Annotated in this window: 18 protein-coding genes and 1 tRNA gene; 11 read left to right on the forward strand and 8 right to left on the reverse strand. The window is 61.3% G+C overall.

The window, feature by feature from the left end; all coding sequences use genetic code 11:
• Positions 1–198: 198 nt before the first annotated feature.
• The 6 genes from CKW40_RS27065 to CKW40_RS27090 all read left to right on the forward strand — a co-directional run bounded on the left by CKW40_RS27065 (position 199) and on the right by CKW40_RS27090 (position 9,510).
• Positions 199–283, forward strand: a tRNA-Leu gene (locus tag CKW40_RS27065).
• 96 nt (positions 284–379) lie between these two features.
• On the forward strand, positions 380–2,176 hold the full coding sequence (locus CKW40_RS27070) for a site-specific integrase (protein ID WP_095202893.1): 1,797 nt from the start codon (positions 380–382) through the stop codon (positions 2,174–2,176).
• Between the two features lie 84 nt (positions 2,177–2,260).
• Positions 2,261–5,764: a type I restriction-modification system endonuclease gene (gene hsdR, locus CKW40_RS27075; RefSeq protein WP_095202894.1), complete on the forward strand. Its 3,504-nt coding sequence runs from the start codon at positions 2,261–2,263 to the stop codon at positions 5,762–5,764.
• Positions 5,764–7,230: a class I SAM-dependent DNA methyltransferase gene (locus CKW40_RS27080; RefSeq protein WP_095203001.1), complete on the forward strand. Its 1,467-nt coding sequence runs from the start codon at positions 5,764–5,766 to the stop codon at positions 7,228–7,230. Before hsdR ends, CKW40_RS27080 begins: the two co-directional genes overlap by 1 nt.
• The gene (locus tag CKW40_RS27085) at positions 7,227–8,582 is read left to right on the forward strand and encodes a restriction endonuclease subunit S (protein ID WP_179298123.1); all 1,356 of its coding nucleotides are present in this window, start codon (positions 7,227–7,229) and stop codon (positions 8,580–8,582) included. Before CKW40_RS27080 ends, CKW40_RS27085 begins: the two co-directional genes overlap by 4 nt.
• Position 8,583: 1 nt before the next feature.
• Positions 8,584–9,510, forward strand: coding sequence for a restriction endonuclease (locus CKW40_RS27090; protein WP_095202896.1), 927 nt, complete (start codon positions 8,584–8,586; stop codon positions 9,508–9,510).
• Positions 9,511–9,677: 167 nt separating this feature from the next.
• Here the strand turns inward: CKW40_RS27090 and CKW40_RS27095 are convergent, their stop codons facing one another.
• From CKW40_RS27095 to CKW40_RS27105, 3 genes are all read right to left on the reverse strand, one after another.
• Positions 9,678–10,502: a ParB/RepB/Spo0J family partition protein gene (locus CKW40_RS27095; protein WP_095202897.1), complete on the reverse strand. Its 825-nt coding sequence runs from the start codon at positions 10,500–10,502 to the stop codon at positions 9,678–9,680.
• Between the two features lie 10 nt (positions 10,503–10,512).
• The gene (locus CKW40_RS27100) at positions 10,513–11,214 is read right to left on the reverse strand and encodes a hypothetical protein (protein ID WP_244571300.1); all 702 of its coding nucleotides are present in this window, start codon (positions 11,212–11,214) and stop codon (positions 10,513–10,515) included.
• A gap of 109 nt (positions 11,215–11,323) precedes the next feature.
• Entirely contained in the window at positions 11,324–11,962 is a 639-nt protein-coding gene (locus tag CKW40_RS27105) for a recombinase family protein (protein ID WP_095202898.1), read from the reverse strand.
• Positions 11,963–12,152: 190 nt separating this feature from the next.
• Between CKW40_RS27105 and CKW40_RS27110 the strand changes: the two genes are divergently transcribed.
• The gene (locus CKW40_RS27110) at positions 12,153–12,899 is read left to right on the forward strand and encodes a hypothetical protein (RefSeq protein WP_244571301.1); all 747 of its coding nucleotides are present in this window, start codon (positions 12,153–12,155) and stop codon (positions 12,897–12,899) included.
• Positions 12,900–13,043: 144 nt separating this feature from the next.
• Here CKW40_RS27110 and CKW40_RS27115 read toward each other — a convergent pair whose 3' ends face one another.
• Positions 13,044–13,634, reverse strand: a complete 591-nt coding sequence (locus CKW40_RS27115; protein ID WP_179298124.1) for a DUF4145 domain-containing protein — start codon at positions 13,632–13,634, stop codon at positions 13,044–13,046.
• A gap of 568 nt (positions 13,635–14,202) precedes the next feature.
• Here CKW40_RS27115 and CKW40_RS27120 point away from each other — a divergent pair.
• The 3 genes from CKW40_RS27120 (at position 14,203) to CKW40_RS27130 (ending at position 16,959) form a co-directional block, all read left to right on the forward strand.
• Positions 14,203–14,748: a cytochrome b gene (locus CKW40_RS27120; RefSeq protein WP_095202900.1), complete on the forward strand. Its 546-nt coding sequence runs from the start codon at positions 14,203–14,205 to the stop codon at positions 14,746–14,748.
• Positions 14,749–14,896: 148 nt separating this feature from the next.
• A complete protein-coding gene (locus tag CKW40_RS27125; protein ID WP_095202901.1) occupies positions 14,897–16,636 on the forward strand; it encodes an FAD-dependent oxidoreductase in 1,740 nt (579 codons plus the stop codon).
• Between the two features lie 14 nt (positions 16,637–16,650).
• Positions 16,651–16,959, forward strand: coding sequence for a UBP-type zinc finger domain-containing protein (locus CKW40_RS27130; protein ID WP_095202902.1), 309 nt, complete (start codon positions 16,651–16,653; stop codon positions 16,957–16,959).
• An 81-nt stretch (positions 16,960–17,040) separates the two neighbouring features.
• On the opposite strand, the gene CKW40_RS43160 is transcribed toward CKW40_RS27130, so the two are convergent.
• Together CKW40_RS43160 and CKW40_RS27135 are read right to left on the reverse strand one after the other, a co-directional pair.
• On the reverse strand, positions 17,041–17,376 hold the full coding sequence (locus CKW40_RS43160; RefSeq protein ID WP_143748375.1) for a hypothetical protein: 336 nt from the start codon (positions 17,374–17,376) through the stop codon (positions 17,041–17,043).
• The gene (locus CKW40_RS27135) at positions 17,373–17,846 is read right to left on the reverse strand and encodes a DUF2127 domain-containing protein (RefSeq protein ID WP_179298132.1); all 474 of its coding nucleotides are present in this window, start codon (positions 17,844–17,846) and stop codon (positions 17,373–17,375) included. The genes CKW40_RS43160 and CKW40_RS27135 overlap by 4 nt, the downstream gene beginning before the upstream one ends.
• A 47-nt stretch (positions 17,847–17,893) precedes the next feature.
• On the opposite strand from CKW40_RS27135, the gene CKW40_RS27140 reads away from it, so the two are divergent.
• The gene (locus CKW40_RS27140) at positions 17,894–18,436 is read left to right on the forward strand and encodes a phosphatase PAP2 family protein (protein WP_095202904.1); all 543 of its coding nucleotides are present in this window, start codon (positions 17,894–17,896) and stop codon (positions 18,434–18,436) included.
• Positions 18,437–18,507: 71 nt separating this feature from the next.
• On the opposite strand, the gene CKW40_RS27145 is transcribed toward CKW40_RS27140, so the two are convergent.
• Complete coding sequence (locus CKW40_RS27145) at positions 18,508–18,888, reverse strand: YkvA family protein (RefSeq protein ID WP_095202905.1); 381 nt, start codon at positions 18,886–18,888, stop codon at positions 18,508–18,510.
• Between the two features lie 142 nt (positions 18,889–19,030).
• On the reverse strand, positions 19,031–19,210 hold the full coding sequence (locus CKW40_RS27150; protein WP_179298125.1) for a hypothetical protein: 180 nt from the start codon (positions 19,208–19,210) through the stop codon (positions 19,031–19,033).
• Positions 19,211–19,221: the final 11 nt, after the last annotated feature.

Consider the following 19,221-nt stretch of genomic DNA (forward strand, 5'->3'; position numbering starts at 1 on the left):
ATTCCAGGAAAAGTGTGTGCGGTTTTCCGTCTGGAATTGCGTCAAGCAGAGAGTCCAAGCTTGCTGAGCCGGCAAGCGGAAGTCTGGGCTCCGGCTGGGACCTGCGCTGTTGCCAAGGCCGGGATTCCAGCTTTCGGCGACATGGTCCAAAAAGCGCGTTGACAGCAATCGCTTGCCCGCTTACATGAGCCCGCACCAGCCCAGATGGCGGAATTGGTAGACGCGCACGGTTCAGGTCCGTGTTCCGCAAGGAGTGGAGGTTCGAGTCCTCTTCTGGGCACCATTCTCAAGGCAAGTCCTTCCAGGACAAGCCTTTCTGAAAGATCAAAGGGTTAAGCGCTGCGCTTGGTACAGGATGCTGGTACAAAGGCAGCGTGCTATGGGCGTTATCGTGCGCAATCTCTATTTCGTCGAAGGACGGGCGAAGTTCCGAAGGGTCATCCCTGAACGGCTGCGGCCCCACATCGACGGCAACATCACCGAGTTCGTCCGCTGGCTAGGGCGCGGCAGCAAGTCCGATCCGGCTATCCTGGGCAAGTGCGCCCAAGCGGCGGAGGAATGCGAGAGGCTCATCGCGATTGCGAAGAAGCGCCTTGAGGGCCGTTTTGACGACCTGAGCGCTGAGATGATCGCCCATATCATTTCCTGTGAGCGCAGCAACATGCTGCATCAAGACGAGGACGACAGGTTCGATGGTGAGGCCGACGCCCTCTTCGAGGCCGTCCGCGAACAGCTCAAGCTGGTGCCCGGCGCCATTGTCAACACCGATCCAGACAGGCGATGGAACAATCGACAGGAGGCCCTGGAGGCCTTCTTGGCCGATTGCAGGTATCATTACGCGCGGGGCAACATACCCGCGAGCCTGCATTGGGAGATAGAACAGCTCTGCGCTGCGCATGGCCTGCACGTTGAAGTGGGCAGCCTGAGCTTCCGCCGGCTCGGCAAAGCGTATCTTGCGATGTTGATTGAGGTCACCGACGCGCAACTGAAGCGGCAGAACGGCGAAATTGTGCCAACGCCGGAGCCGCCGGCTCCAGTGACCGACCATGCAGAGACGGATCGGGGGCTCACGCTCAGGGAGATGGCTGAGAAGAAACTCGCCATGAAAAAGAAGGGCTATTCAACGACAGAAGCGACCGAGACCGCCCTGCGGTTGTTCGAGAGCGTCTACGGCGAGCAGCGGGCGATGGCCTCCATTACACGGCGGGAAGTTGCCGATTGGATATTCCTGCTTCAGCAGAGGCCAAAGCGGCCTGAGAAGAAGCATCGTGCGCTTGGATTGCGGGAAATGGTCGAGGTCTACAAGGATCAACCCGATGTGCAGCGAATAGCCGGCAAAAGTGTGAATGGACACGTCAGCCACCTGAACTCGATTTGGACGTGGGCGCGGCAACGGGGCTACGCGGAACGAAGCCTCGACAACCCGTTCAGCGAACAACGCGTTGAAGAGGTCGCCCCTGACGCGGATGAAGGGTTCACGCCTGCCCAGTTGCAGGCAATCTTCCGGCTGCCGGTCTTCACTGCTGGGGGACGCCCCAAGGGCGGACGAGGTGAGGCAGCGTTTTGGCTACCGCTGCTGCTGCTGGTCTATGGGACGCGTCCGGAGGAGATGTGCCAGCTTCTGGTCAGCGACGTGTTCAAGGATGGAGACGAAGGCATCTGGTGCCTACGGATCACCGACGAAGGTGACCACCCGGTCAAAGGTTCCCGGAGCATCAAGGCCGATGGCAATCCTCTTGTTCGGCGTACTCTGCCGGTGGCTCGTATTCTCCTTGATCTCGGGTTCATCGACTATGTCGATCATCTTCGGCGGTTGGGTGAACACGCTCTATTCCCGCAGCTCACCGTCAAAGGCAAACGTGGCTATTTGCACGCGAGCTTCGCGACTTGGTGGGGCGGCTACGCACGAAGCCATGGAGCTATTCCCGAACACGGAAACAAGCCGCTGCGTGGCTTCCGGGACACGTGGACAACGGCGGCATCTCGCTCGGGATTGACCGAGGAAGAGCGCGAATGGATACAGGGTCACTATGTCGGCAAGGGGAAGACGAGCAACCGGCGGTACGGCATACGTGACTTCGGTCGCAAGATAGATGAGGTGACCTTCAAAGGTCTTGACCTGTCGGGCTTGTTGGCACCGAGCTATCCTGGTGATGGCGAAACCACCGCCTGTTGAGCTTCATTCGGCGCTCGGTCGTTCAGAATAAGTTCGGCCATGACCTGTTAGGGAAATTGTGCAAACATTGCTCTTGGGGGAGCGATGAGCGGCACGTCCAACTTCATCTTTCTGACAGCGCACGACCAGCGTCTTGCCACGCTCGGGGCGTTTGCGGAGCGCTATTTCCGCGATGATCCCTCGACCGCGATCTTCAAGTTGCGGCAGTTTGCCGAGCTGATGGCCCAGTTGATTGCCGCCAGCCATGCGGCCTATCGTGACGAGCGCGAGACCTTCAACGAACTGCTTCGACGGCTGTCCTACGAGCGCATCATTCCGAGGGAAGTCGCCGATCTCTTCCACACGCTGAAGAACGTCGGGAACGATGCGGCCCACGAGATCAAGGGCTCCCACGGCCTTGCGCTGACCGCATTGAAGAATGCCCGGTCGCTGGGTGTCTGGTTCCACCAGACCTATGGCAGGCAGCCCGGCTTCAACCCCGGGCCCTTCGTTCCTCCAGCCGAGCCCGTCGATGCCACAGCATCGCTGCGCGAAGAGATCGAGGAGCTGCGCCGCAAGATCGCCGAGAGCGAAGAGGCAATCACCATCGCCCGCCGCGACGCCGAGGAGCAAAGCCGCGTCCGCGAGACGGTCGAGGAACGGTTCAAGCGCGAGGCCGAGGAACGGGTGGCATGGGAACAGCTTGCGCATGAGAGCGAGGTCGAGAAGTCGGCCCTTGTTGCCCAGCTTGCCAGTCTCCAGGCAGGGCTGGCGGTTCCGCCTTCCCTTGGGTTCAACGAGGCGTCCACTGCCTTCATTGCGTTCGAGCCTACGGAGAGCGAAGCCGAGAAAGCAGCATTCGCCGCCAAGCTCGCCAGCATTCAAGCCGAGGCCGCAGCCGCGCCACGCGCCGAAGTCGCCAAACTGGTCGAACGCGGCGAGGAAGCCGCCACCAAGATTGAACTGGACGAGAGCCAGACCCGCGCCCTCATCGACCAGCAGCTTCGGGACCGTGGCTGGGAAGCCGACACCAAGGCTTTGCGCCACAGCGCCGGCGTCCGCCCTGCCAAGGGCCGCAACATGGCGATTGCTGAATGGCCGACCGCCAGTGGCCCGGCTGACTATGCTCTCTTCGTGGGCACGACCCTGGTCGGCGTGGTGGAGGCCAAACGCCAGAGCAAGAATGTGTCGGCAGCCATCGACCAGGCTGAACGCTACTCGGCCGGGATCAGCGACAGCGGCGATTTCGTCTTGGCTGGCGGACCATGGGGCGGGCATCGCGTGCCCTTCGTCTTCGCCACGAACGGGCGCTCCTATCTGAAGCAGATCGAAATCGCGAGTGGCATCTGGTTCCGCGACACGCGGCGTAGTGCCAATCACCGCCGCGCGCTTATGGACTGGCTGACGCCGGAGGGATTGGCCGGGCTTCTGGAGGTCGATCAGGACGCCGCCACCGCTGCCTTGAAGAGCGAGCCGTTCGAGTTCGGCTTCCCGCTGCGTCCCTATCAGGAAGGGGCCATACGGGCCGTAGAGGCCGCCTTGGCAGCCGAGCAACGCTCGATGCTGGTGGCGATGGCGACCGGCACCGGCAAGACCAAGCTCGCCATTGCCCTGCTCTATCGGCTGCTGTCGGCCAAGCGATTTCGTCGCATCTGCTTTGTCGTCGACCGCAGCGCGCTCGGACACCAGACCGAGGGCGAGTTCTCCACCACCAAGGTCGTCTCCGGCAAGACCTTCGCCGAAATCTTCGGCCTGAAGGGGCTGGAGGACGTGGTGCCGGAGTTGGAAACCAAGGTTCACATCTGCACCATTCAGGGGCTGGTGAAGCGTGTGCTGTTCGCCGCCGACACGTCGGAGGCCCCGCCGGTTGACCAATATGACCTGATGGTCATTGACGAGTGCCATCGCGGCTACCTTCTGGATCGGGAAATGTCCGATACGGAACTCAGCTTCCGGGGCCAGGACGACTACATCTCCAAATACCGACGTGTGCTGGAGTACTTCGACGCGGTGAAGATCGGCCTGACCGCAACGCCCGCGCTGCACACCACCGACATCTTCGGAGACCCGATCTTCCGCTACTCCTATCGCGAGGCTGTGATCGACGGCTACCTGATCGACCATGAGCCGCCGGTCCGCATCGAGACTGCCCTGGCGCGGGCAGGGATCAAGTTCGAGAAGGATGAGCAGCTCGACCTTCTGAACACCCAGACCGGCGAGATCGACCTTGCCCACGCTCCCGACGAAATCCGCTTCGAGGTCGACCAGTTCAACAGGCAGGTGATCACACCTGAGTTCAACCGCGTGGTGGCCGAGGAGCTGGCAAGACACATCGACCCGGCACTGCTCGGCAAGACGCTGATCTTCGCCGCCACGGACGCCCATGCCGATATCGTCGTGGATGCCATCAAGACCGCATTCAAGAACCAGTACGGCGAGATCGACGACGCGGCGGTGAAGAAGATCACTGGGAGTGTGGACAAGGTGCAGAACCTGATCCGCTCGTTCCGCAACGACGCCAATCCACAGATCGTGGTGACGGTCGATCTGCTGACCACCGGCATCGACGTGCCGAAGATTACCAATCTCGTCTTCCTGCGCCGGGTCAACAGCCGCATCCTCTACGAGCAGATGATCGGGCGGGCGACACGCCAATGCCCCGAGATCGGAAAGGACGTGTTCCGCATCTTTGACGCCGTGGACCTCTACCCACATCTCCAGGACCTCACCGACATGAAGCCGGTCGTGGTCAATCCCTCAATCAGCTTCGAGCAACTCGTGCGCGAACTAATCGACGCAGCCGAGGATACTCATCGCGACACAATCCGGGACCAGCTTGCGGTCAAGTTGCGCCGTCGCCTGAAGAAGCTGCCTGACGAAGCCCGGCAGCAGTTCGAGGCCGTTGCGGGCGAGACGCCGGAGGCAATGCTGAAGCGGCTGCTCGCAGGAAATGCTGCGTCGGTTGCTATGTGGCTGAAGGATCGTTCCGCCATTGGCCCGATCCTCGACTGGCAAGGCGATGGCGACAACCCGCGCTTCATCCCGATCTCGCCTCACGCCGACAAGATTGTGGCCGTCACCCGTGGCTACGGTGAGGCGACCAAGCCGGAAGACTTCCTCGACGGCTTCTCAGCCTTTGTTCGCGACAACATCAACACCATTGCCGCGCTGAAGCTGGTCGTGACGCGCCCGCGCGACCTGACCCGCGCCGACCTGAAGGAGCTTCGTCTCGCGCTGGACCGCAGCGGCTATTCCGAAGCCAATCTGCGCCGGGCATGGGCCGACGCAAAGAACCAGGAGATCGCGGCTTCGATCATCGGTTTCGTTCGGCAAGCCGCCATCGGGGACCCGCTGAAGCCTTATGCCGACCGTGTGCGAGACGCCATGCGAACCATCATGGCCAGCAAACCGTGGACCGAGCCGCAGAGGCAGTGGCTGAAACGCATCGGCGAACAGATCGAGAAAGAAGTCCTGGTTGACCGGGAGGCTATCGACAAGGAGCCGTTCATCAAGGATGGAGGGTTCAACCGGCTCAACAAGGTGTTCGGCGGCGGGCTCGAAACCCTGCTCGCCGAAATCAACGAAGAAATGTGGAAGAAGACCGCCTGATGACCAGCACCACCGACATCGTCGCCAAGCTCTGGGGCCTCTGCAACGTCCTGCGTGACGATGGCGTCACCTACAACGAGTACGTCACCGAACTGACCTATCTGCTCTTCCTGAAGATGCTGGAGGAGACGGGTCGCGAGAACCGGCTGCCGGACGATTACCGGTGGGGCATCCTCGCCAAGAAAGAGGGCATGGAGCAGCTCGACTATTACAAGGCGATGCTGCTTGACCTCGGCAAGGCCAGGGATGGGCTTGTCAGTGCCATCTTCATCGACGCGCAAACCCGTCTCCGCAAGCCGACCAATCTCAAGGCGCTGACCTCCAACATTGACCAGTTGGACTGGTTCTCGGCCCGCGAGGAGGGTCTGGGCAACCTTTACGAGGGACTTCTGGAGAAGAACGCCTCCGACAAGAAATCCGGTGCCGGGCAGTACTTCACGCCGCGCCCTTTGATCGACGCCATCGTGCGCCTCATGCAGCCGCAGCCGGGCGAGATGGTGCAGGACCCGGCCGCCGGCACCGCAGGCTTCCTCGTCGCCGCCGACCGTTACATCAAGGATCACACCGACGACCTGTATAAGCTGCCGGAGGCGCAGGCCTTCTTCCAGCGGCATAACGCCTTTGTCGGCGCAGAGCTTGTTCCCGACACGCATCGGCTCTGCATGATGAACCTGTTGCTGCACGGCATCGAAGGCGGCGTGGACAACATCGACACGCTGTCGCCGGATGGCGAGGCGCTGCCCAGGGCCGACCTGATCCTGACCAATCCGCCGTTTGGCACCAAGAAGGGCGGCGGTCGTCCGACCCGCTCTGACTTCTCGGTCACGGCTGACACGTCAAACAAGCAGCTTGCCTTCGTCGAACACATCGTCCGCGCCCTGAAGCCCGGTGGCCGCGCAGCCGTGGTTGTGCCTGACAACGTGCTGTTCGAGGACAATACGGGCCGGCGGCTGCGCACCTGGCTGATGGACCTTTGCAACCTGCATACCATCCTGCGGCTGCCGACCGGCATCTTCTATGCGCAGGGCGTCAAGACCAACGTGCTGTTCCTTAGGCGCGGCAAGACGGACAAGGGCAACACAAGCGCCGTCTGGGTCTACGACATGCGAGCCAACATGCCCGCTTTCGGCAAGACGCGCCCGCTCGCTGTTGCGGACTTCACCGACTTCGAGGCCGCCTTTGGCTCTGATCCGAATGGCGCTGCCGAGCGCAAAGAGCAGGGCGAGGGAGGCCGGTGGCGCAAGTTCACCCGCGAGGCGATCACCGCCCGGAACGACAACCTCGACATTGCATGGCTGCGGGACACCGAGGCCGAGGCCGAGGAGGCGCTTACCGAGCCGGAGGACATCGCGGCCGCCATCATCGGACACCTCAAGGCCGCGCTGGAGGAAATCGAGGCATTGTCAGAGGAAATTGGGCCGGACAGCGTGGAGGAGGCGGCTGCCCTGGCGGAGGCAGCGGAGTGAGCAACTTACCAGCAGGCTGGATTGAGGCCACGCTAGCCGAAGCATGCGTTCTAATTACTGACGGGACGCACCATTCACCTGAGAATACCTTCGAGGGCGAGTTCAAATATATAACCGCGAAGAACATTAAGCGTTGGGGCCTTGATCTTGGCAAAATCACCTATGTTGATGCCAAAACGCACGCAGAAATCTACCGCCGGTGTCCACCTGTCAAGGGCGATGTTTTGTATATCAAGGATGGCGCAACGACAGGGATCGCAGTCGTGAACCCGCTTGATGAGCCCTTCTCGATGCTCTCTAGCGTCGCGTTGCTAAGGCCGCATCCGACACTGGCCACTAGCGAGTTTCTTTGCAATTTCCTCAACTCGCCAGAAGTTTATGCTCAGATGACCGGTGATATGACGGGGTCTGCCATCCGCAGGCTGACCTTGTCCATCATTGCTCGGCAACCAATTTCCATACCACCGCTCCCCGAACAGCAGCGGATCGTGGGGAAGATCGACAGCCTCACTGGTAAGTCCAGACGCGCCCGCGATCACCTCGACCACATCCCCCGCCTCGTCGAGAAGTACAAGCAGGCCGTGCTGGCGGCAGCATTCCGAGGTGATTTGTTACCCCAGCCGATTGTCGCTGATCCCGCGCCGCTCGGGGACTTCATCAAGTCATTAGACCAGGGCTGGAGCCCAAAATGCGAGAGCGACGCTGCCGGACCAGATGAATGGGCGGTGATGAAGACGACGGCCATCCAGCCGATCCACTTCCTCCCGCAAGAGAACAAGAGACTTCCGGCGGATTTCACGCCTCGCCCAGGTATCACGGTAAGGAAAGGAGATGTTCTGATCACGCGCGCAGGTCCCCGTAGCAGAGTAGCCATCTCATGCGTGGTGACCACCGATCACCCCCGTCTGATGCTCTGCGATAAGGCTTACCGTCTTCGTGTTGATCAAGCCAAAACTGACCCAGTTTTTCTGACGTATATGTTAAACGCGCCCCAATGCCTCGGTCTCTTGGAGGAAATGAAGACTGGCATTAGTGACAGCGGTCTAAACCTTACACAGGGAAAGTTCCTGGCACTCCCGATCCCGGCGTTCTCTAAGATTGATCAGCTCGAAATTGTCGATCGCATTAGAACCGCCCTAACTTGGATCGACCGACTTGCCTCCGAGGCGACAAGCGCCCGCAGGCTGATCGACCACCTTGACCAGTCCGTCCTCGCCAAAGCCTTTAGCGGCGAACTCGTGCCGCAAGACCCCGGCGACGAGCCCGCCAGTGTGCTGTTGGAGCGGATCAGGGAGCGCGGCACGGCACCGAAGGCGGAGAAGCGTGGACGGAGAGCGAAGGCGGACGCATAACGTGACCATTCCCGACTATCAGTCGCTGATGCTTCCAGTCCTCCGCGTCGCTGCCAATGGCGAGAAGCGGGTCGTGGATGTGGTCGACCGCATTGCTGACGAGTTCGAGCTGATACCGGAAGAGCGAGAGGAACTGCTGCCCAGCGGACGCCAGCGCGTCCTGCACAACCGCATCCACTGGGCGAAGTTCTACATGTCGAAGGCGGGACTTATCACGTCGCCAGGACGAGGGCGCTTCATCGCAACCGATGTGGGCCGTCAGTTGCTGGCCACCAATCCCGAGCAGATCGACGTCAAAACGCTAATGCGAAATCCAGCGTTTCGGGAGTTCTACAAGGCTGACCGCATGGGCAGCGACCCGGTCTCTCCTGACGCCACGACGACACATGCAGAGCCCGCTGCCGCAACGCCGGAAGAGCAGATCGAAGCGGCGTTTCAGTCCGTGCAATCGGCGCTGCGCAACGAGTTGCTGGAGCGTATCGTCCAGAACAGCCCGGCCTTCTTCGAGCAGCTCATTGTCGATCTGCTTGTCGCCATGGGCTACGGCGGTTCGCACAAGAACGCTGCTGCCCAGCTTGGACGCTCGGGCGATGGCGGCGTGGATGGCGTGATCAGCGAAGATCGCCTCGGCCTTGATCGTGTCTACGTGCAAGCCAAGCGATACGCCGAGGCCAATACGGTCGGCCGGCCTGATGTGCAGGCGTTCGTTGGCAGCCTTGTCGGCCTCGGTGCGACGAAGGGCGTGTTCGTAACCACCTCGACCTTCAGCCCGCAGGCTCGAGACTTCGTCAAGCACCTGTCCCAGCGTATCATCCTGATCGACGGCAAGCATCTCGCTGACCTCATGATCGAACATGGCGTCGGGGTTCGTGTCAGTCGTGCCATCGAGTTCAAGCGACTTGACGAGGATTTCTTCTCAGAAGAATAGCGCGACCATACTGTCGAACACATTCCCAGCGGCCATGTGGCCAGCTCCGTAAACCGCCTTATCTGTCGGGTTTCACGTCAGCCATACCGTGGAGTTCCCGGCCGAAGGATCGACAGCCCGTCATTGGCCTATCCAAAATGGACACCTAAGGACTGGATAGGGGTAGGCTAGAACTCACTCTGCTCGTCGTCCTCCGGCAAGAAGTCCCGCAATTCAGCAACAACCTCGGGCAACTTGCGACCGAAATACGTCGCCAACGCCATCGCGGCGACCTCCGGATGCTTGGCCATGCTGGTTGAGAACTCCTTGGCGAGACGGTCCGCGAACCGCTGGGCCAGTTCCTCTTTCCATTGCTGGCGGTCACCTTCGCTCATCTCCTCAGCAGGCCCTTCTGCTGCCTCACGAGCCCGCCACCACGAAGGGTAGTTGAACGCATCTTGCCCGAGCCTCTTACCAACGGCCCGCATGTTGCCGACTTGCGCTACTGAAACACCGGCCGCTTTGGCGATCTCGGCCTTGCTGTGCTGATCGAGCTGAACGAGCCGCCAAGCGTAGTCCTGGCGCTCCCGTGAAGCCATCGGCAGCTTCACCTGAGAGTTTGCCCTTCCGGCCTCCAGCACGGCTTCCTGAGGCGTTCCTTGGAAGTACTGGACCGGGATGCCGGCGACCGTTCCTACCCGCCGGTACGCTTCAATTCGGTGATGACCGTCAACGAGAACCGCCCTCGGTCCGACCGGCAGGACGGTCACGGGTTCGACCTTGCCAAAATTCTGAATGGTTCGAGCGAGGTCAGCTATGTGCTTCTCGCTGATCTCGCGAGGCTGGAACAGTTCCGGCATGAGCGTGATTTCGTCGAGGGCCAATTCAGCCGGTCGAACGCATTGTTGCTCAACTTCAGTCGCCGACACCAACTCGGCCAGGAGCCGCGCGGGTTCAAATGAGCTATCCTTGGTCGCGGCTTCACTGATAGCCGCAGTCGAATTTCCATCCATCACTTTGATCCTATGCTCGTGCGGTTTCGGGGAAGGCTTTGCGCCGATGCTCAACGAGCAGTTCGCAAGCCGCCTCCAGCGCCTCGCCGATGTGCCTAAGGACCCTTCCACGCGGTCTCGGGTAGACGTGCAGCTCGGTCGCGGTCGGACCCTCGCCCCATCGCTTGTGCGTCCCTGAGGCCATCCGATGGACGAGCTTGGCAGCCTGCACCTGCTTGAACTCAGATTTGCGCTCTGCTTGCGGGTCGTCCCTGATGATCATCTCCACGGCAAGCCACGCAGCGACCACACGGCGCGGGTCGATGCCGGCCTTCCGCAGCCTCGCCCAGGCGGCCTTCGCGCGGTCCTGAGGTGACAACCCACGCAGCCGGAACGCCTCCACATGAGGCCCTGCGGTTCGCACGAGGGTCGCCACTCGGTCGACCGCATTGACCACGTAGGTGTCACTCTGGTTTGTCTCAAGCCATGTCAGCGCGGCAGCCCGGTAAGGGTTGATCTCCTGCGCCTTGTAGGAAGATTTGTAGGGGCTCCCGTGTCGCGAGTGGTGATCAGCATGGGAGCGGCAGAACCGCGTATCCAGACCGTCTCCGGTGCCCGCACGGGCAGGCCTACCGCAGCCGACTACGCGGCACCGGGTGAACATCGCGCTGGGCTCATTGGCCCGGCCCTTCACTTCGGTCTTCCGCTCGCGCTTGGCCGTCCAGTTGGTCAATGTCATCGTCCTCAAAGTAGCCACCCCGCATCGGCGGGAAGGCAAGCATCTACAGCGGGGCAAGCGGCAGGGACAATCGGCAATGTGTCCCAGCCTCCATTACTCAGCGTCAGGGGTTCGGCACCGGATCATCGGGGGGTGCAAGGCGCTTTGCCAGCTTGGCGAGCGTCGAGCGGGAGCAGTTAGTGGCCCGCACGATTGTGTTCCAGCTCTGCTTGTTCCGCAGCATTTCCAAGATGGCTTCGTTGCGCTCTGCGTCCTCGGGGCGACCCTTCATGCGCCCCTCGGCTTTCGCCTTGGCGATGCCCTGAGCCTGCCTGCGGCGTCGGTCGTCATAGTCCTTGCGGGCGATGGCGGCGAGCATGTCAAGCAGCATCCCGTTGATCGCGTCGAACATCCGCCCGGTGAAGGCGTCCTCGGTCTTCAACATCATGTGCGAGGTCGGCAAGTCCAGCGCCACGACCTTGACCTCTCTGTCCTTGATCTCGCGCTTGAGCTGGTCCCAGTCCTTGTCTGACAGGCGGCTCAGGCGGTCGACCTGTTCGGTGAGCAGGATGTCGCCCGGCTTGCTGTCCCTGAGCAGCCGGAACAACTCCGGCCTGTGCAACGACGCACCGCTTTCGTTCTCCTCGTAGGTGGCGGCGATGGTCAGCCCTCGCTCGCGGCAGAACGCTTCAAGGTCGCCCCGGGCGCGTCCTGCGTCCTGCTCCTTAGTCGAGGCCCTGAGGTAGGCTCGGATGAATGACATGATGCCCTCCAGTTCGATTTGACTGGTTCGCTAATAGATGGTTCGTTTTGAATGGTCAAGGGGTATTTCTCGAACCACGTCAGAGCCAGTTCTGAAAGGGCACACCCAAAAGAGACCTGGGTGACCGGACTGTTCAAGACAGCGCCACAACGGGGGCCTAATTGGAAGGTTGTGCTGGAGGAGGATCGGCATGATGAGCGAAGACGAACGGATTTCGATCGTTAAGGAACTTCTCTTTGCCTACGTGAAGAGCCCGTCCCTGCGCCACATCCGCGATCCCTATTCCGTGAATAGGTTGGCGCAGGAGATCGTCAGGCGCATTGACCGGAGCAATTCAATCTGGAGGAAGTGGGACGGGCAACGTGAGGTCCTTCTCAAATCCGCCTTGGGTTGTTGGATACCAATCGAGGCTCTGCGCGATTTCATCAACGAGATGCCGGGGCCACAGGTTACGGCGACAGATGTCGCCCAGCGATTGAGAGCGTTCGAGGACGAGGAATACTTCTCGTACCCAAAAGAGGAGCTGCGCCCTGGGTGTCTCGCGCTCTACGAAAGGGAACGGGCCGAGGGCACCGAGCTTCCTGCTATCATCGGCCTACTCAGAGACCACGTAGAACGGGAAGAGGAGCAGCTTCGGGTAGAGCGGGAGGAACGGTTTAAGAGGTTGCGTGAAGAGGACCGAATGGCTCGCGAACAGCGGCTCCTGTCGGGCGCAGACTGCAAGTGGACGCAGCTCCAGAAATCTCCTCACTGGTTTTGCCGCGTCAATGGCAGGACATACCGTCTCTCACCGGCGAAGGACAAAATGTGGAACCTCTACCGCGTCAGTTCGGTCTCGGAGGAGAACGAGAAGGGCTTGATAGGGAAGTACCAACGGCGCGGAGACGCATCGAAGGTGATCGCTCAAATGGCTTATCAGCCGGAGCCGAGATGGTAGCAACGGATTTGGCGACGCTCTCTGGATTTCTTGGGCGCTGCGGGTCGTGGAACCGTTGGGGGGACGGGGGGTGTTCGCGCGTTCTGGCTATCCGATGGGGGTCGGACAGATTTTTCTCAGAAATTTCGACCCTCGGGCCTGCCCTCAAAGGCTACTTCGGGGGGTCTTCAGTGCGGCTTTTGCGGCGGCCTTTTGACGACGCTCCTTGATGTGTTCCAGCTTCTCGGGCGGAATTTTGTCGATGAGGTCTTTGAGAGCCGCCTTCTCGGTGATTGCCCAATTGACGATCAGGCTGGCCAAGCGAAACAGTATCGCGACGGTCTTGCCGTCGTCAGAACCGTAGAGCTTTCCGGCGTGGAGAGCCTCGTTGCCAGTCAATCTGACGACATCCATGGCTATGATGATCTCGTCAGGAATACCCTGCTGCTCAAGCACCTCTATGGCGCTCTCGAACTTATCCTTACCGGTGATCGTCTTGCAGAGGCCTTCGACGCACATTCGAAGCAGCGCGGCGGATGCTCTGGGACTTGCGGCGGCGATGGATGCTGCCTCCTCGAAATCCCGCTGCAATTCCGGCGGCAAGTCGGCCGGAACCTGGTGCGCGCTTACCTGAGCCGGAAAGACCAGTTGGCCTTCGAACCACAGACACTTAGCGGTGCACGCCTCGCACGTGGAAATGCCAAGATCGCTGAGGACCTCCTCCGTCTTTACGTAGGTTGTCGGGGTCTTTCTCATCCCCTTTCGATACACGGTCGCCCAAGATTGCGCGGCGACCACATCACAGCGAGGGCATTTGAACTTCGTCCCTCGAAACTCGGGTTGGTACTCAACTCTAACCCCAGGCTCGCGAAGACCGCTTGCGGCCACTTCTTCTTGAACTGCCGGCGCTGACGGAAATACGGCCATTTAATAGTCCCCAATTTCGACCACTAACTCTGCCTCCGGTCGACGCTGCAAGCAACCATCCAACGGCCGAGCCGCTTCACCACCTGCAGGCGGATGAAAAACAGGCTTGCTTGTGGTACAAAAGCTCGCTACAAAGCGGCCAGTGGCGCAGGCTTAAGCACTTGATTTTTCTGCCTTAAGGAGGATGGATAGGCCGGTCCTCTTCTGGGCACCAAATTCCCGTTTCGAACCGCTCATTGGTTCAGAGACCCCTGAGAAAAAGCCCGGTTCGTCCGGGCTTTTTCTTTGTCCGGCGCCTCGCCGTCCGGCCGAATTCGGCCCAAAAGGACCGCTGTGCCGACAAAGCTTTGACATGATCGCGGCTAGGTTAGAACCATCTAAAACTGGATGGCCCGGCATGAACCCTACCTATACAAGCGCCCAGAAAGCCATTCACTGGGCCGTGTTTCTGCTGGTCATCGGTCTCTATGGCTTGACCTATGTCGCGGACCTCTTTCCGCGCGGCGACCCTGGCCGCGCGCTCGTCTGGTGGTTCCATATCTCGTTTGGGATGCTGCTGTTCGCGCTGGTCGTCATCCGCGTCGGCCTGCGCCTGACGCTGGGAGCACCGGGTCTGCCGCCGGAAATGTCGGAGCTGGAACGATGGGTTGCCAAGGTCGCGCATCTCTTGCTTTACGCGCTGCTGGTGACCATCCCGGTGCTCGGCGTCCTGCTGACCTGGTACCGGGGCGACGCCTTGAGCTTTTTCGGCCTCTTCACCATTCCGGCTCCGGTGTCTCCCGACAGCGCCACGGCCCGATCCATCAGGGAACTGCACAGCCTCTGCGCCAATCTGATCCTCATCCTTGCCGGACTGCATGCGGCGGCGGCGCTCTGGCATCATTATGTCCGCGGGGATGACGTGCTCAGGCGAATGCTGCCGCAAACCAGAGCTGGGTCCTGAGAGGCGGATGCGGCCCAGGGCGATTGTTCCTTGGGCAGCCGTGGTCATCGCGGACGGCGTGGCGCGGCCATTGATAAAACCTGCCCTCGCGGCTAGGCGCTGAACAAACCGCTTCAAACCGAGCGACGGCTTCGCTACGCTTGCGGCCATGTCTCAATCCAGCACCGCAATTTTCGGCGCCCGTCGCGACCAGGCCTTTCCAACGCTCACCGAGGCCGACATCGAGCGCATGCGCCGGTTCGGCGAGGCCAGCTTCTATGCCGCTGGCGAGCACATCATCAAGGCCGGCGATGTCGCGCCCGGCCTGATCCTGGTCCTGTCGGGCAAGGTTGATATCACCCAGGATAGCCTCGGCCGGCGCGAGACGATCGTCACCCACGGCCCCGGCAGCTTCGTCGGCGAGTTGGCGCAGCTTTCGGCCCGGCCCTCGCTGGTCAATGCCGAGGCCGCCGAGCCGGTCGAGGCCTTCGTCATCCCCTCGCAGCGCGTGCGCGACCTGATGGTGCAGGAGGCCAATCTCGGCGAGCGCATCATGCGGGCGCTGATCCTGCGCCGCGTCGGGCTCCTGGAAAGCGCCACCAGCGGGCCGATCATCATCGGACCATCAGGCAATGCCGACGTGTTGCGGCTGCAAGGTTTTTTGGCCCGCAGCGGCCAGCCGCACCGCGTGCTCGATTCCGGCGGCGACCCCTGCGCCAAAACCCTGGTCGAGCGCTTCGACGTCGACCCGCACCATCTGCCGGTCGTGCTGTGCCCGAATGGCAGGCTGCTGCTGAATCCCGGCGAGAAGGACCTAGCCCGCTGCATCGGCCTGCTCAGGCCGATCGATGCCGATACGCTTTATGACGTGGCGATTGTCGGCGCCGGCCCGGCGGGGTTGGCCGCGGCCGTCTATGCGGCCTCCGAGGGGCTGTCGACCATCGTGCTCGATTGCCGGGCCTTCGGCGGCCAGGCGGGCGCCTCGGCCCGCATCGAGAACTATCTCGGTTTCCCGACCGGCATTACCGGCATGGCGCTGATGGCGCGCGCCTACAATCAGGCGCAGAAATTCGGCGTCGAAATGGTGATTCCGGACGAGGCAAAGCTGTTGAGCGCGGCGACCGACAATTCAGGCGCCCGCTATCTGCTCGATGTCGGCGACGGCGAAACGGTGCGGGCGCGCAGCGTGGTGATCGCCAGCGGCGCGCGCTACCGGCGTCTCGACATCGCCAACCTGTCGCAGTTCGAAGGAAGCTCGGTGCACTATTGGGCCTCGCCCATCGAAGGGCGGCTTTGCGCCGGCCAGGAGGTGGCGCTGGTCGGCGCCGGCAATTCGGCCGGCCAGGCGGCGGTCTATCTCGCCAGCCATGCGCGCAAGGTGGCGCTGCTGGCGCGTGGCGGCAGCCTCGATGCCTCGATGTCGCGCTATCTGGTCGAGCGCATCAAGGCGCAGCCGAACATCGAGGTGCTGACCGAAACCGAAATCGAGGCGCTGGAGGGCGAGGAGGGCAATCTGGCCACTGTCCGCTGGCGCAACCGCGTCAGCGGCGAGCAGACGACGCGCCCGATCCGCCATCTCTTCCTGTTCATCGGCGCCGACCCGAACACCGACTGGCTGGCGCAATGCAATGTGGCGCTGGATGCCAAGGGGTTCATCCGCACCGGATCGGAGCTCGGACCTGAACATGGCCTGATGGAAACCAGCCGCAGCGGCGTGTTTGCCATCGGCGACGTGCGCTGCGGTTCGGTCAAACGTGTCGCGGCCGCCGTCGGCGAGGGCGCCCAGGTGGTTGCGGCCTTGCATGCTTATCTCGCGCAGGACGGTAGCCAAGCCGCCGCGCCTCAAAGCATGATCCCGAAAAGTGTGAACCGGTTTTCGGAAAAAGATCATGCTTCAACGAAGAGATAGTTCAGGAGGTTGTGATGGCGGACGAATGCAAGCATGCGGTAGGGATCAAGGACGTCACGCCGAGCGCACTCGGCTGCGAGGAATGCCTGAAGAGCGGCTCATGGTGGGTGCATCTGCGGCTCTGCCGCACCTGCGGCCATGTCGGCTGCTGCGACGACTCGCCCAACCGCCACGCCACCAAACATTTTCACGCCACCAGCCATCCTGTCATCGAGGGCTATGACCCACCCGAAGGCTGGGGGTGGTGCTATGTCGACGAGGTCTTTCTCGACCTCGGCGACCGCACGACGCCGCAGAACGGTCCGATCCCGCGATTTTATTGAGACGCCACCGGACAGCCGGCTCCAGAGATGAAAAAGCCCGGTCGTCCGGGCCTTTTCTTGCCTGATATGCCGAGCTCGCGATCAGTCCCGCCTTGGCGTCACCGGCGCGGGTGTCGGATTGTCGACGCTGTTCTCGTTTACCTGGAAGGCTTTGCCCCCGACCTTCGTTTTCCTGAGATCGTCGCCCGTCTCAGGCTGCGGCGGACGCTTGGGATTTTCTTCGGTGTTTTCGTTGATATCGAAGGCTCTGGTCATCACGTCCTCCAGGGGCTGTCCAGGGAGACAATGTTCGGCGGGTGCATGGGTTCCGCCGGCAAAGCAGGGCGCTCCTGCGATCAGGCGTTTGTAACGTGAGCCGTCGCTCCATTTTGTGCGGCGTTCAGGAAACAGCGACGAAGCCGGCCACTCAACCGTCATGCCGGCTTGTGCTGTCGCACGATCCTCCACTCGTGCCAGATCAACACCATGACGACAGCATCGAAGACGGTCAGGACCAGCAGGCCGTAGGAATGGGTGTATGAGTAGCGATAGACTTGATAGACCATGAACAAGCCCAAAGCCGCGAGCGAGGCCGGGTAAGACCAGAGCTTGCCTCTCAAAAGCCCGACAACCAAGGCAAGCTTTATCAGGCCGTGGCTGAGCAGGTAGAAGGCATAAAACTCTTTGCTCGCGATCGAGAAATGGCTTGCCATCTGCGACAGATGGCAAGCTATGAAATCGTTCGGATCTTCGATCAATTCCTCTGCGGTGAGGGCATTGACCCAGGAGGCAATGGTATCGGTGGTGACGACATAGAGCAGAATCCCGCCGATGCATTCGATCAGGGCATGCGCGCCCTTCAGCCATACGCTGACCTCAAAGATCTGATGGATGCGATGTTCATTCACGGGTTTCAAGAATCCACCTCACAACGAACCACGGAAGCCCACGCCAAATGGACGTAGCTTTAACACACTGGATAAATGCCGCGGCCGGTATCAGCCCTTTTCTAGATGAAACGATGATCGGCGTTTCTCAAATCGGCGTTCCTCTCATGGTGCTGGCTGTGGTCCTGCAATGGTGGGCGAAGGTTGACCGCTACCATGTTCGTCACGCGGCCGTGTCGGCCGGTCTGGCGTTCTTGCTAGGCCTGGCGATCAACCAGTTCATTCTTCTCTTCGTACATCGGATACGGCCCTACGATGCCGGCGTGACGCACCTGTTGATTGCGCCTAGCGCCGACTGGTCGCTCCCATCCGATCACGCGACAGCCAGCATCGCGATTGTTGCTGCCTTTGCGATGCAAGGCCTCCCGCGCCGGACGATGGCGCTTTTCGTCATGGCATTGCTGATCTGCTGGTCGAGAATCTATATCGGGACGCACTATTTGACCGACGTTATCGGTGGGGCCATAACCGGCGTCCTGGCTGCTATCGTGGTGCGACTGGCTTACGGCGAGAACTCCCGGCTGGACAAACTGGTGACCAAAATTCTTTAGCCAGGCACTGCTCAAAAGCGCGTTCGGGGCGTGATCGAACTGTTTCCACACTACAGGACGCGGCTTCAAGATCAGCCCGCGAAGTATCGATACGCCAGCCATCCCGCCAGCGCGGCCGAAGCGGCCCAGATACAGGCGATGATCACCGCCGCGCCGCGGCTCACGGGCCTGTCAATGGCAAGGGCGGCGGCCTCCCTGTGTTCTGCCATGACCTCAGGCGGTATCATCTTGACCACGGCAAGGATGCCCAAGGGGACCAGGATCGCGTCGTCGAGGTAGCCAACCACTGGGATGAAATCGGGAATCAGGTCGATCGGCGACAAGGCGTAGCCTGCGACACACACGGCAAGCGCCTTGGCGTACCACGGCGTTCGGGGATCGCGCGCGGCGAGGTAGAGCGCATGCACGTCGCGCTTGATCGTTCGGGCCCATTCATTCAGTGTCGCAGCCATTGGCGACCTTAGCGCCAAATGACGACCCGCCGATAGCGCGCGCCAGCCGCCCCTTCCTGGCGTCCGCCGCGAAGAGCTGACGGACCTCCAAGGCACTGTCCCGGTTCGGGGCTTCCCGATAGGCGGCTCAGAGCCGCTCCGTCTATCGCACGGACCCTGTGACCGTCCGGTCGACATCGGGAACGGATTTGCGCTCATTGCCGGCAAGTGCCGCTATGATCAGCAGGCTGGCGACGACAGGAACGAACAGGACGGCGACGCGGGCCTGTACATGAAGAATGGCGCGCCATTCGCTGCTGCGCTTGTCGGGGCTGTCGCTCATCATACTCACTT

The organism is Mesorhizobium carmichaelinearum, assembly GCF_900199455.1.
Classification (GTDB): Bacteria; Pseudomonadota; Alphaproteobacteria; order Rhizobiales; family Rhizobiaceae; genus Mesorhizobium; species Mesorhizobium carmichaelinearum.

Coding starts and splice junctions, on each gene's coding strand:
- CKW40_RS27070 (WP_095202893.1), top strand. CDS start 380: ATGGGCGTTATCGTGCGCAATCTCTATTTCGTCGAAGGACGGGCGAAG.
- hsdR (WP_095202894.1), top strand. CDS start 2,261: ATGAGCGGCACGTCCAACTTCATCTTTCTGACAGCGCACGACCAGCGT.
- CKW40_RS27080 (WP_095203001.1), top strand. CDS start 5,764: ATGACCAGCACCACCGACATCGTCGCCAAGCTCTGGGGCCTCTGCAAC.
- CKW40_RS27095 (WP_095202897.1), bottom strand. CDS start 10,502: ATGGATGGAAATTCGACTGCGGCTATCAGTGAAGCCGCGACCAAGGAT.
- CKW40_RS27105 (WP_095202898.1), bottom strand. CDS start 11,962: ATGTCATTCATCCGAGCCTACCTCAGGGCCTCGACTAAGGAGCAGGAC.
- CKW40_RS27110 (WP_244571301.1), top strand. CDS start 12,153: ATGATGAGCGAAGACGAACGGATTTCGATCGTTAAGGAACTTCTCTTT.
- CKW40_RS27115 (WP_179298124.1), bottom strand. CDS start 13,634: ATGAGAAAGACCCCGACAACCTACGTAAAGACGGAGGAGGTCCTCAGC.
- CKW40_RS27120 (WP_095202900.1), top strand. CDS start 14,203: ATGAACCCTACCTATACAAGCGCCCAGAAAGCCATTCACTGGGCCGTG.
- CKW40_RS27125 (WP_095202901.1), top strand. CDS start 14,897: ATGTCTCAATCCAGCACCGCAATTTTCGGCGCCCGTCGCGACCAGGCC.
- CKW40_RS27130 (WP_095202902.1), top strand. CDS start 16,651: ATGGCGGACGAATGCAAGCATGCGGTAGGGATCAAGGACGTCACGCCG.
- CKW40_RS43160 (WP_143748375.1), bottom strand. CDS start 17,376: ATGACGGTTGAGTGGCCGGCTTCGTCGCTGTTTCCTGAACGCCGCACA.
- CKW40_RS27140 (WP_095202904.1), top strand. CDS start 17,894: ATGGACGTAGCTTTAACACACTGGATAAATGCCGCGGCCGGTATCAGC.
- CKW40_RS27145 (WP_095202905.1), bottom strand. CDS start 18,888: ATGGCTGCGACACTGAATGAATGGGCCCGAACGATCAAGCGCGACGTG.
- CKW40_RS27150 (WP_179298125.1), bottom strand. CDS start 19,210: ATGAGCGACAGCCCCGACAAGCGCAGCAGCGAATGGCGCGCCATTCTT.